10 protein-coding genes, 1 tRNA gene and 1 riboswitch are annotated in these 11,891 nt (G+C 69.9%); of the genes, 3 read left to right on the top strand and 8 right to left on the bottom strand.

Annotation, left to right across the window (positions count from 1 at the left end):
- The first annotated feature begins 68 nt into the window (after window positions 1–68).
- Window positions 69–278, top strand: a complete 210-nt coding sequence (locus V6U86_RS08560) for a hypothetical protein (RefSeq protein ID WP_334500488.1) — start codon at window positions 69–71, stop codon at window positions 276–278.
- Window positions 279–345: 67 nt separating this feature from the next.
- On the opposite strand, the gene V6U86_RS08555 is transcribed toward V6U86_RS08560, so the two are convergent.
- Window positions 346–419, bottom strand: a tRNA-Gly gene (locus V6U86_RS08555).
- A 365-nt stretch (window positions 420–784) separates the two neighbouring features.
- Window positions 785–1,342, bottom strand: a complete 558-nt coding sequence (locus tag V6U86_RS08550; protein WP_334500485.1) for a pyridoxamine 5'-phosphate oxidase family protein — start codon at window positions 1,340–1,342, stop codon at window positions 785–787.
- A 99-nt stretch (window positions 1,343–1,441) separates the two neighbouring features.
- On the opposite strand from V6U86_RS08550, the gene dcd reads away from it, so the two are divergent.
- Entirely contained in the window at window positions 1,442–2,020 is a 579-nt protein-coding gene (gene dcd / locus V6U86_RS08545) for a dCTP deaminase (protein ID WP_089018323.1), read from the top strand.
- 74 nt (window positions 2,021–2,094) lie between these two features.
- On the opposite strand, the gene V6U86_RS08540 is transcribed toward dcd, so the two are convergent.
- Window positions 2,095–3,072 carry a C40 family peptidase gene (locus V6U86_RS08540; protein ID WP_334500481.1) on the bottom strand — a complete coding sequence of 326 codons (978 nt, stop codon included), beginning with the start codon at window positions 3,070–3,072 and terminating at the stop codon, window positions 2,095–2,097.
- Between the two features lie 76 nt (window positions 3,073–3,148).
- Window positions 3,149–3,284, bottom strand: a riboswitch (cyclic di-AMP (ydaO/yuaA leader).
- Window positions 3,285–3,519: 235 nt separating this feature from the next.
- Here V6U86_RS08540 and V6U86_RS08535 point away from each other — a divergent pair.
- On the top strand, window positions 3,520–5,502 hold the full coding sequence (locus V6U86_RS08535; protein WP_334500478.1) for an N-acetylmuramoyl-L-alanine amidase: 1,983 nt from the start codon (window positions 3,520–3,522) through the stop codon (window positions 5,500–5,502).
- 55 nt (window positions 5,503–5,557) lie between these two features.
- Here the strand turns inward: V6U86_RS08535 and V6U86_RS08530 are convergent, their stop codons facing one another.
- The 5 genes from V6U86_RS08530 to V6U86_RS08510 all read right to left on the bottom strand — a co-directional run bounded on the left by V6U86_RS08530 (window position 5,558) and on the right by V6U86_RS08510 (window position 11,830).
- Complete coding sequence (locus V6U86_RS08530; protein WP_334500476.1) at window positions 5,558–6,571, bottom strand: C40 family peptidase; 1,014 nt, start codon at window positions 6,569–6,571, stop codon at window positions 5,558–5,560.
- 167 nt (window positions 6,572–6,738) lie between these two features.
- The gene (locus tag V6U86_RS08525) at window positions 6,739–7,740 is read right to left on the bottom strand and encodes a hemolysin family protein (RefSeq protein WP_334500474.1); all 1,002 of its coding nucleotides are present in this window, start codon (window positions 7,738–7,740) and stop codon (window positions 6,739–6,741) included.
- Window positions 7,733–9,058, bottom strand: coding sequence for a hemolysin family protein (locus tag V6U86_RS08520; protein WP_334500472.1), 1,326 nt, complete (start codon window positions 9,056–9,058; stop codon window positions 7,733–7,735). The genes V6U86_RS08525 and V6U86_RS08520 overlap by 8 nt, the downstream gene beginning before the upstream one ends.
- A gap of 104 nt (window positions 9,059–9,162) precedes the next feature.
- Window positions 9,163–11,361: a (Fe-S)-binding protein gene (locus V6U86_RS08515; protein ID WP_334500822.1), complete on the bottom strand. Its 2,199-nt coding sequence runs from the start codon at window positions 11,359–11,361 to the stop codon at window positions 9,163–9,165.
- 205 nt (window positions 11,362–11,566) lie between these two features.
- Window positions 11,567–11,830 carry a cell division protein CrgA gene (locus V6U86_RS08510; protein WP_124774961.1) on the bottom strand — a complete coding sequence of 88 codons (264 nt, stop codon included), beginning with the start codon at window positions 11,828–11,830 and terminating at the stop codon, window positions 11,567–11,569.
- Window positions 11,831–11,891 lie beyond the last annotated feature (61 nt).

The raw sequence follows: 11,891 nt of genomic DNA, 5'->3' as shown, positions 1-11,891 counted from the left end.
GCGGGCCGCCGCCCGGCCGGCCTTGACGCAGGTTCGGACGCTGGCGGGTCGGGCGGTGGTCTGCTCGCTTGCCTGGCTTCCACTTTCACGGCCTGCGGCAAACCGGCAACACCCTCGCCTCGCGGACCGGGGCGAGTCTCGCCGACCTGATGGCGCGGATGGGTCACGCCTCGACTCGCGCCGCGATGATCTACCAGCACACCGCCCGCGAACAGGACGAGCAGATCGCCGACGCGCTCAGCTCGCAGATCAAGAAGAGTCAGGATCGGACACGGTAAGCGCAAGAAGTGATAGCAACGAATGAGGCCCCAGCCAGGGAACAAGTCCTGAGCTGGGGCCTCACGGTGGAGCGGGTGACGGGAATCGAACCCGCACTGTCAGCTTGGGAAGCTGATGTTCTGCCATTGAACTACACCCGCAAGCGGCACCACTGTACCCGAGTCGTCGTGCCCGTGCACCCAGGTACCCCCGCCGACTGGAGGTGTCCGCATACCGCACGGCTCGGGGCGACCCGGGTTGATCCACTCGACTTCCTGAAAGTCGGGGCGTCCGAAGCGCCGGGACACCGCGGTTTCACCCAAACCGAGTTGATCATGCGGAGCGGCGGAACGCCGGGCCGGGTGAGGGTAGGGATGGGGACACGTCGGGCCGGGCCGGACCAGGCGGGGTGAGGTGGGGGCACGCCGGGCCGGGCGAGGCGGCGGAACGCCGGGCCGGGCGACGCGTACGCCCGGTGCCGGCTCCGTGACGACGGAGCCGGCACCGATGATCTTCCGGCCTGCGGTCAGGCGGCCGTGCACTGGACGTCACGGCTGAGGCGGGTCGGGCGCGCCGGCGGGACGGCCAGTGGGGCGGCCACCGCCGACGGGGAGTTTGGGTCGAGCCAGACCCGCACGGCCGGCCGACCCGGCGCGAGCCCCGGCACCCCAGCAATGTGCTGCTCACGTCGGGTGAGCATCGCCACGTCGATGGTGAACTCGAAGAGCCGCCAGTCGACCTGCGGCTCGGCCCGGGCGCTCTGCGCCAGCTGCGCCACCCGGACCGGATCGGTCACCGGACGGGCCCGCCCCGCCACGTACGCCTCGTCGTCGCTCTCCTCAGCGGGGAACGAGTGCAGCGCGTAGCGGCCGTCCCGTTCGAGGTCACGGCGCTTGGGCGAGTCGATGATGAAGCAGAACAGCCCCTCGGTGGTGATGACCGGGGAGACCGGATGGACGCGGGGCCCGCCGTCGGCGCGGACCGTGGCCAGATAGCCGAAGCCCGGCCCGTACTGCTGGAGGAGAACGCGGATCCCGTCGGCGAGTCGGGGCTCGTCGGCGGCGAATTCGGACCAGGAAGCCATGTGGGCATTCTATCGAACAAATGTACGAGCAGCGACCTCGACGCGCTGGTCACCGGCACCGAATCCGGCCACTTTTGGCGACGCGGCTATGGTGGTCCGATGCTGCTCTCCGACCGCGACCTGGTCTCCGAGATCAAGGCCGGCACGCTGGGCCTGGAGCCGTTCGAGCCCACCCTGGTCCAACCGTCCAGCATCGACGTCCGACTCGACCGGCTGTTCCGGGTCTTCAACAACCACCTCTACACCCACATCGATCCCGCCATGCAGCAGGACGACCTGACCTCGGTGGTCGAGGTCCCCGACGGCGAGCCGTTCGTGCTGCACCCGGGGGAGTTCGTCCTCGCCTCGACACTGGAGGTCATCTCGCTGGGCGACCAGCTCGCCGGCCGGCTGGAGGGCAAGAGCTCCCTGGGCCGGCTCGGGCTGCTCACGCACTCCACCGCGGGTTTCATCGACCCGGGCTTCTCGGGTCACGTGACGCTGGAACTCTCGAACGTGGCGAACCTGCCGATCACCCTGTGGCCGGGCATGAAGATCGGCCAGCTCTGCATCTTCCGGCTCTCCTCGCCGGCCGAGCACCCGTACGGCTCGGTGGTCTACGGCTCGCGCTACCAGGGCCAGCGGGGGCCGACACCCAGCCGCGCCTGGCAGCACTGGCGCACCTGGCCCACCCGCTGAGGTTCAGCCGCTAGGACCGAGACGACGAGGGCCCGCCGCGACGGATCGCGACGGGCCCTTCGGTCATCCAAGGGTCAGCCTGGGCGGCCGTAGCTGTGGATCGGGCCGTCGTCGACCTTCTTCATCTTGACCGGTTGACCGGCCTGCGAGGCGTGCACCACCCAGCCGCCGCCGACGTACATGCCGACGTGGTGGATGTCGCTGTAGTAGAAGACCAGGTCGCCGGGGCGCAGGTCGCCCCTGCTGACGTTCTTCGTGACCCGGCTCTGCGCGGCGGCGTTGTGCGGCAGGGACACGCCGGCCTTCGCCCAGGCGGCCAGCATCAGCCCGGAGCAGTCGTACGAGTTCGGGCCCTCGGCACCCCACACGTAGGGCTTGCCGATCTGCGCGCAGGCGAACTTGACCGCGGTACCTGCGGCGCCGCCGGGGTAGCTACCCGGGCAGGGCGCCGGGCGCAGCGGGCCGCCGCCGCCGTTGCCGTACACCTTGAGGCGCAGCTTCTGCAGGCGGTCGATCTCTTCGTTGATCTGCTTCTTCTTCGCCGCCAACTGAGCTTCGGTGCGGGCCAGCTGGGACACCATCTCGTCGAGCGGCGCCTTCTGCGCGGCCAGCTGGTCGCGCAGGTCGGCCACCTGGCGTACGTCCTTCTGCTGGTTGTGCGCGAAGCGGTCGAGGATTTCGAGCTGGCCGACCACCTCGCTGGGCGACCGGCTGCCCAGTACGGCGTTGACGGTCGAGACGTTCTCACCCATGTAGGCACGTGCGGCCAGGGCGCCGACCTTGTCCAACGCGGCGTCGACCTGACGCTCCAGCGGGGCGATCCGGGCGGCCAGCGCGTCGGCCTGCTTGCGCTTCGCGGCGAGGTCGGCGCGGGTGGCGTTGTGCCGTTCGATGATCGGTTCGAGCTTGTTCCAGTCGGCGTCGATCTGGCGCTCGATCTCGGCGACGGACGGGTCGGCGTGGGCCGCCGTGGCACTGCCGGTCAGGACGACGGCGATGCCGGCCAGCGCGGCGAGTGCGGTGGTGAAGCGGGACCAGCGTGGGCGCGGCACGATCGACGCAGGGCCGGCTGATGCCGACCGCTCGGACGACGGCCGCGGGGCATGGAGTGCCACCGGGGTTCCGTACTCCTTCTTCCTGACCGCCTACCGGGTTAGCTGACGGGTTCGGGCGGGAAGTCGGCGCCCTACCGCAGTGGCTGCGGATTCACCCCGAGGGACCTGGGTCCCCGGTTCGCTCGGAAACGACTCGGCGGTGTCGGTCCGTTACCGCCCGGGTTGGGCGGAGCTGCTGTCGGGCCGACGAATGACCAGAGTAGAGACGCTTGTTACCGATCCGCAACCCGTTCGGCCGTGACACTCCGTACCGATTGGGCGAGGTCACCGACCGTGTGTGAAGAATTCTTTCCGCACGCTTCGATAGATAGAAAGGTATTGACCTGGCCTGCCGGGCGGCGCGATGGTGACCTGACCTCACTCCGCGAGAATCTAGGGGGTTCGATGCACCATTCAACCCTGTCCGCCGGCTGGCGCGCACTGCTCGCCGCCACCGTGGTCGCCGCAGCGACCACGGTGCCATTCTCCGCCGGCCCGGCCGCCGCCGCGCCAACCACCGACCGCCAGCAGCAGTACGCCGCCGCAGCCACCGAGTACGGCGTGCCGACGGTCGTGTTGCTCGGCGTCTCCTACCTGGAGTCGCGCTGGGACGCCAACGCCGGCACACCGAGCACCAGTGGCGGCTACGGCCCGATGCACCTGACCGATGCGCGGCACGTGGCCGCCCTACCCGGGCGCGGTCACCACGACGCCGGAGCCGAGGACCCACGCGGCGACGACTCCCGTCCCGCCCGGGTCCCCGCGCCCCGGCCGGTCGAGGCCCCAGCGCCGTCCACCACCGCGTTGCAGACCGTGGACGCCGCCGCCACGCTGACCGGCGTCGCCCCCGAGGCGCTACGCACCGACGCCGGCCTCAACATCCGGGGTGGGGCCGCGCTGCTGAGCGCGTACCAACGGGAGTTGGGCGCTCCGGTGGGCGCGGACACCGACCCGGCTGCCTGGTACGGCGCGGTGGCCCGCTACTCCGGCGCGGACAGCGCCGACGCCGCCGCCGCCTTCGCCGACGAGGTCTTCACCACCATCGGCGCGGGCGCGTCCCGGATGACCGACGACGGCCAGCGGATCACCCTGCCGGCCCGCGCGGTGCGACCCGAACGTTCCTGGTTGGACCGTCTGGGCCTGCGCCGGCTGGCCCGCCCGGACGGGGTGGAGTGCCCGCGCACCATCTCCTGCGAGTGGATCCCGGCCCCCTACGAAGCGTTCGGCGACGGGGACTACGGCAACCACGACCTCTCCGACCGGCCCGCCCGGCAGAAAATCGAATACATCGTCATCCACGACACCGAGGCGAGTTGGGCGACGACCCTGCAACTCGTCCAGGATCCGACCTACGTGAGCTGGCACTACTCGCTGCGCTCGGTCGACGGGCACATCGCCCAGCATGTGTTGACCAAGGACGTCGGCTGGCACGCCGGCAACTGGTACGTGAACGCGAAGTCGATCGGGCTGGAACACGAGGGCTTCGCGGCGCAGGGGACCTGGTACACCGAGGCGATGTACCGGACCTCGGCGAAGCTGGTCCGGCATCTGGCGCTGCGGCTGGGCATCCCACTGGACCGCCAGCACATCATCGGGCACGACAACGTGCCCGGCACCACCGCCGCGACCGTGCCCGGAATGCACTGGGACCCGGGGCCGTACTGGGACTGGACGCACTACTTCGACCTGCTGCACGCACCTCGACTGGACACCGGCACGCCGGCCACCGGGCTCGTCCGGATCGACCCGGACTACGCCACCAACCAGCCGGCGTTCACCGGCTGCGTCACCGCGGGCGTGCCGTGCGCGCCGCGCGGCTCCTCGGCGGTGGTGCTGCGGAGCGCACCGTCCGCTGACGCGCCGCTGGTCAACGACATCGCACTGCGCCCGAACGGCACCCCGAACACGATGGCCGTGTCGGACCACGGTGCCCGGGCATCCGCCGGGCAGACGTACGCGCTGGCCGGGCGGCAGGGCGACTGGACGGCGATCTGGTACCTCGGGCAGCGGGCCTGGTTCCACAACCCGGCGTCCGCGCCGACCGCCAGCTGGACCGTCGGTGTGGTGGCCACGCCGAAGCCCGGACGGGCCACCATCCCGGTGTACGGACGGGCGTACCCGGAGCAGGCGGCGTACCCGGACGGGGTGCCCTACCAGACCATCTCGCCCCTGCAGTACACCCTGGCCGCCGGGCAGCGGTACGCCGTCGGCGCGGTGCTGGCCGGCGAGTACTACCGGGCCAGCACGTTCGACGGCTCCTCGCCCGGCGACTGGACGGTGATTCGCGGCAAGAACCGCTACGCGCAGATCCAGTTCGGCCACCGGATCATGTACGTCGACCTCGCCGACGTGCAGCTGTTGCCGTCCCCGGTGGGCGCGCCTCGCTGAGAACCACGACGGCCCCCGGTCGGTGACCGGGGGCCGTCGTGTTGCGCGAGGTGGATCAGCCAGGTCTACGGAACCCGGCGACGGGCATGGTGTTGATGCTGGACACCTGCACCGGTTTGCCGGCACGTGGTGCGTGCACCATCTGGTTGTTGCCCAGATACAGCCCGACATGACTCAGGCCGGCGAAGAAGAAGACCAGGTCACCGGGGCGGGCGTCGGCGCGCGCGATGGCCTTGCCCTCATTCCACTGATCACCGGTGTGGTGGGTGAGGTAGATCCCCGCCGCCTTGTAGGCGTACTGGGTCAGCCCCGAGCAGTCGAACGAGTTCGGGCCGGTGGCGCCCCAGACGTACGGCTTGCCGACCTTCCCGCAGGCGGTCTTGATCGCGGTACGGGCCGCCGCGTTGACCACTCCGTTGATGGTCGGGCAGGACGCGGTCTTGACCGTGGTCTTCGGCATCGACGCCTCGAGCTGCTTGATCTCGGCGTCGATCTGCTTCTTCTTGGCCGCCAGATCGTTCTGCTGCCGGGTCTGGGTGACGATCAGCGCGTCCAGCTTCTGCTTCTCGCCGTCGTACTTGGCCCGCACGGCCAGCACGCCCTCGACCTCCTTGCGCTCCTGCGCGGCGAGCCGGTCGAGGATGGTGAGCTGCTCGGTGAGCGTGTCCGGCTTGGCGCTGACCAGCAGCGCGCCGATGTCGTGCGACGGGCCCGAGATGTAGTACCGGGAGGCGAGATCGCCGACCCGGTTGAGCGCCAGTTCGCTCTGTAGCGCCAGCGGCTCGATCTTCTTCTGCAGGTCCGCCGACTTCTTCCGGTTGGTCTTCAGCTGCGCCCGGACCTTGTTGTACTGCTCGATGGTGGGCTCCAACTGCTCCCACTTCTTGTCGATCTGCGCCTCGATCTCGTCGACCGTGGGCGCGGCATGTGCCGGCGCGGTCAACAGACCTGCGCCGACCGCCGCGGCGGCGACCAGGACAAGCACCCGGTGGGCGACGCGGCGCACTCCACCAGAGCGAGCAGACGCAAACAGGTCGTGACGATGAGGGGGCATGGTTGCCACCGGCACCGACTCCTTTGCAACCGACCGCCGGGCGCCTCGCGTGAGGGAAGGGCCGAGGCAGACGACCCACAGCGGTCGGTGCCCCACATTAGGGAAGCTCGGGGCGGTAATCAAGGCGAGCGCGGTAACCATCACTGTCGGGCAACCGCTTGCACACCAAGGGTATTGACCCGTCACCCAACGATTGCGGTCAATACATCGTCAAGCGTGACGACACCGAGAGGTCGACGGCCGTCGCTGACCAGCACCATGTGCCGCCTTTCCCGACGCATGGCCAGCAGCAGGTCGGCCAGCGTACGCTCCGGCGGCACCACCGCCAGCGGCCGATAGACATCGGCCGGAACCGGGGACCGGCGACCCTGCCCGGCGTACCCGAGCACGTCCTTGACGTGCACAAATCCGAGCACCCGACGGGTCGACCGCTGCACCACCGGAAACCGGGACCGGCCGGTCGCAGTCGCCAGCACCTCCAGCGACGCCGGCGAGACGTCCTCGGCCACCGTCACCACCGTCGACCACGGTTGCAGCGCGTCCGCCGCCGTTCGGCTGTGCAGGGCCAGCGCACCGGTGATCCGGGCGTGCTGCTCCGCGTCGAGCAGTCCCTCCGTCCGCGCCTGGGACACCAACCCGGCCAATTCCTCGGCGGTGAACACCGTCTTCACCGCCTCGGACGCCTCGATCCGCCAGAGCGCGAGCACCCGGCGGGCCGCCCATTTCATCGCGAGCAACAACGGTTTGGTGGCCACACAGAACGCCAGCATCGCCGGGCCGAGCCAGAGGGCGGAGACCTCCGGACCGGCCAGCGTGATGTTCTTCGGCACCATCTCGCCGACGACCGTGTGCAGAAAGACCACCACGCCCAGCGCCAGCACGAACGCCACCGGGTGCACCGCCCGCTCCGGCAGGCCGGCCGCGTGGAACGGTGGCTCCAGCAGGTGCGCCAGCGCCGGTTCCGCGATCGCGCCCAGGCCCAACGAGCAGACCGTGATGCCGAGCTGCGCGCCAGCGATCATCAACGGAATCTGGTTCATCGCCGACAGCGCCCAGCGGGCCCGTTTCGACGCGGCGGCCAGCGGCTCGATCACCGTCCGACGGGACGCGATGAGCGCGAACTCGCTGCCCACGAAGAACCCGTTGCCGAGCAGCAGCAGCACGGTCACCAGTAGCTCAGTCATCGTCGTCCGGATCCGCCGGGCGTACCACCCGGACCTGCTCGATGCGGTGCCGCTCCACCTCCACCACGGTGAACTCCCAGCCGTCCGCCTCGACCGTCTCGCCGGCGAGCGGGATGTGCCCGAGCTGGGCCATCAGGAACCCGGCCAACGTCTCGTACGGCCCCTCGGGCAGCCGGAACCCGGTCTGCTCGGCCAACTCGTCGGAGCGGAGCACGCCGTCGACCAGCACGGTGCGCTCACCGCCCGGCACGGTCAGCTCGACCGACCCGTCGTCGTCCACGCTGGCCGGGTCGAACTCGTCGGCGATCTCCCCGACCAACTCCTCGACGAGGTCCTCGACGGTCACCACGCCGTCCGTGCCGCCGTACTCGTCGACCACGATGGCCAGGTCGGCCCCGGCCGCCTTGAGGGCGGCCAGGACACCGTCCAGGTTCAGGCTCTCCGGCACGTACACCGGCTCGCGGGCCACCGAGCCGACCCTGGTCGACGCCCGGTCGGCCAGCGGCACACCCAGCGCGTCGGGCACACCGGCGACGCCGGTCACCAGGTCCAGGGTCTCCTCGTACACGGGAAACCGGGTCCGCCCGGTGCGCCGCGACTCCTCCAGCAACTCGGCCACGGTGGCCGTGACGCGCAGCGCGACCACGTCCACCCGGGGGGTCATCGCCTCCGCGGCCCGCTTGTCACCGAAGCGGATGGTGCGACGCAGCAGCATCGCGGTGTCCGTGGGCAGCGCGCCGGCCCGCGCCGAGATGCCCGCCAGCAGGCCCAGCTCCTCCGGTGAGCGGGCGCTGGCCAACTCCTCCTGCGGCTCCACACCGAGCGCCCGGACCAGTCGGTTCGCCGAGCCGTTCAACCCTCGGATCACCCAGCCGAGCGTCCGGGAGAAAGTGTGCATCGGGCCGGCCGTGGCCAGCGCCGCCGGCATGGGCCGGGCCAGCGCCGCGTTCTTCGGCACCAACTCGCCGAAGAGCATGGAGATCAGCGTGGCCAGGGCCAACGCGAGGAACGGGGTGAACCGCTCGGTGCTGTCGCCGACGAGCGGGCGCAACAACGGGCCGAAGAGGCGGGCCAGCGCCGGCTCCGCCAGGTAGCCGGTGAGCAGCGCGGTGATGGTGATGCCGAGCTGCGCCCCGGAGAGCTGGAAGGAGAGTTCACGCAGCGCTGCGCGTACCGTCAGGGCGGCCTGGTCGCCTGCGGCGGCCCGCCGGTCGATCTCCGCGCGGTCGACTGTGACCAGGGCGAACTCGGCCGCGACGAAGAACGCGTTGCCCGCGGTCAGCGCTACGAAACCGACCAGGGGCAACAACGTCGTCAAGAGTAGGCCGTCGATGTCGCCTCACCTCGGCGAGATTCTTGCACGACGACGGCGGCCCGCAGGGGGCCGCCGTCGTCGATGAACAGAATCCAGGTGTACGCGGCTCAGCCGCCGATCGACGCGCTCTCCTTGCCGCCCTGCGGCTGCTCGGGCTTGACCGAACGGAGCAGCACGCTCGCCACGTCGATCACCTCGACCTGCTCGCCGGCACCCTTGCCGTTGACCCCGTCGTTGAGCATGGTGGAGCAGAACGGGCAGCCGACCGCGACCGTCTTCGCCCCGGTGGCCATGGCCTCCTCGACCCGGTCCACGTTGATCCGCTTGCCGATCTTCTCTTCCATCCACATCCGGGCGCCGCCAGCACCGCAGCAGAAGGAGCGCTCGCTGTTGCGCGGCATCTCGGTCAGGTCACCCGCGATGGCGTCGCCGAGGACCTCCCGGGGCGCCGCGAAGATCCGGTTGTGCCGGCCCAGGTAGCACGGGTCGTGGTAGGTGACACCGCCGTCGACCGGCTGCACCGGCGTGAGCTTGCCGGTGGCGACCAGGTGGGCAAGCAGTTGGGTGTGGTGGACCACCTCGAACTCGCCGCCGAGCTGCCCGTACTCGTTGCCCAGGGTGTTGAAGCAGTGCGGGCAGGTCGCCACGATCTTGCGCTTGGCCTTCTCCCGGCCCTCGAACGCCTCGTTCAGCGTCTCCACGTTCTGCTGGGCGAGCATCTGGAAGACGAACTCGTTGCCGATCCGTCGCGCCGGGTCGCCGGAGCAGGTCTCGCCCTCGCCCAGGATCGCGAACTTCACGCCCGCCTCGTTGAGCAGCGTGGCCACCGCGCGGGTGGTCTTCTTGGCCCGGTCCTCGAACGCACCGGCGCAGCCGACCCAGAACAGGTACTCGAAGTCGTCCACCTCGCCGACCCGGGGCACCTCGAAGTCCAGACCCTTGGTCCAGTCCTCGCGGGTGTTCTGCGGGGCGCCCCACGGGTTGCCCTTGTTCTCCAGGTTGCGCAGCATCACCCCGGCCTCGGAGGGGAAGCTCGACTCGATCAGCACCTGGTAGCGGCGCATGTCGACGATGTGGTCCACGTGCTCGATGTCCACCGGGCACTGCTCGACACAGGCGCCGCAGGTGGTGCAGGACCAGAGCACGTCCGGGTCGATGACACCGCCCTCCTCGGCGGTGCCGATCAACGGCTTGTCGGCCTCGGCGAGGGCCAGCACGTCCAGGTGGGCGAGTTGCGCCTGGGTGGCCTTCTCCTCGCCGGTCAGGTCCTTGCCACCGCCGGCCAGCAGGTAGGGCGCCTTCGCGTACGCGTGGTCGCGCAGGCTCAGCACGAGCAGCTTCGGCGACAGAGGCTTGCCGGTGTTCCAGGCCGGGCACTGCGACTGGCAGCGACCACACTCGGTGCAGGTGCTGAAGTCGAGGAGGCCCTTCCAGCTGAACTGCTCGACGTGGGCGACGCCGAACTGGTCCTTCTCCGGGTCCGCCTCCTCGAAGTCGAGCGGCTTGCCCTGGCTGGTCATCGGGCGCAGCGCGCCGAGACCGGAGCCGGCCGGCTTGGCCGGCTCCCGCTTGAAGAAGATGTTGGGGAACGCCAGGAAGCGGTGCCAGGCGACGCCCATCGTGACGTTCAGGGAGATGACGATCAGCCAGGTCATCGAAATGATGATCTTGATGACCGCCGCCACGCTGACGCCGTCCGCCCAGTCGGGCAGCACCGCACCTACCGCGTGGCTGACCGGAGTGGCCCAGAACGGGAACTCGAAGTGGTCGGTGGCGACCTTGAAGCCCCGGATCACGAAGCCGAAGATCAGGACCAGCAGCACGATCCACTCGACGAAGTAGCCCTGCCACATGGTCGAGCCGGTGAACCGGGACCGCCCGCCCGGGCGGGTCGGCCGGTTGCGCAACCGGATCGCCATCAGCACCAGGATGCCGACCAGACCCAGCACCCCGATGATCTCGGTGACCAGACCGAAGATCGTCCAGTGCCCGATGATCGGCAGACCACCGTCGGTGGTGACCACCTCGAAGTACGCCTCGAGCACCAGCAGCGACAGCACGACGAAGCCGACCATCACGAACCAGTGCGCGGCACCCACCACGCCCCACTTGAGCATCCGGGTGTGGCCGGCCGTCTCCACCAGCATCGTCCTGGTGCGGGTGACCTTGTCGGAGAACCGCTCCGGCGCTGGTTGCCCGAGCCGGACGACTGCCACCATCTTCAGGACCGCACGCACCGCAAGCCACACCGCCACAGCGGTGATGGCGGCCGCGAGGATCGTGGTGACGATCTGGACGCTGCCCATCGAGTTGGCCTCCCCGGTCTGCTGCCTGATGACCTCGCCGTGCTCGGTCATGCAGTGCAGCCTACGCGAAGGTTACCCAGCGGTAACGTGAGTCATCTCGCAGTAGGCCGCGCTGCCTGCGCACACCATAGGGGGCCCCACCCGATCCTGCCGGGCAGGGGCTCGACGGGGTGACATGAGACCGCCGACGCGACGGTCTGACAGATCAGCGCCAGCGGGAGAGCAACCCCAGCGAGGCGACCATCGCACCGAACCCGACGGCGAGGTTCCAGTAACCCCACGCCATGACCGGGTACTCCTGCTCGGACAGGTAGTAGAGCACCAGCCAGCCGATCCCGACGACGATCAAGGCGACCGCAGTGATCGGCAACCACACCGGGCTAGGCTTGCGCGACGACGCCGTCGTCGTCGGACGGACGTCCGTCGGCGGGGTGTACACCTTCTTCTTACGGACCTGAGACTTGGGCACGGCGCTCTCCAGAGGGGTGACGACCTCGTCCGGCCTGACAACCGGGCGCGAGGGCGACGGT

Origin of the sequence: Micromonospora sp. CPCC 205558 (assembly GCF_036902955.1) — a bacterium.
Taxonomy (GTDB): domain Bacteria; phylum Actinomycetota; class Actinomycetes; order Mycobacteriales; family Micromonosporaceae; genus Micromonospora.
This window is presented reverse-complemented; position numbering and strand designations above follow the sequence as displayed.

Bases quoted from the DNA above. Each gene is read 5' to 3' on its own strand.
- V6U86_RS08550 (WP_334500485.1), bottom strand. From the start codon at position 1,342: ATGGCTTCCTGGTCCGAATTCGCCGCCGACGAGCCCCGACTCGCCGAC.
- dcd (WP_089018323.1), top strand. From the start codon at position 1,442: ATGCTGCTCTCCGACCGCGACCTGGTCTCCGAGATCAAGGCCGGCACG.
- V6U86_RS08535 (WP_334500478.1), top strand. From the start codon at position 3,520: ATGCACCATTCAACCCTGTCCGCCGGCTGGCGCGCACTGCTCGCCGCC.
- V6U86_RS08525 (WP_334500474.1), bottom strand. From the start codon at position 7,740: ATGACTGAGCTACTGGTGACCGTGCTGCTGCTGCTCGGCAACGGGTTC.
- V6U86_RS08515 (WP_334500822.1), bottom strand. From the start codon at position 11,361: ATGGGCAGCGTCCAGATCGTCACCACGATCCTCGCGGCCGCCATCACC.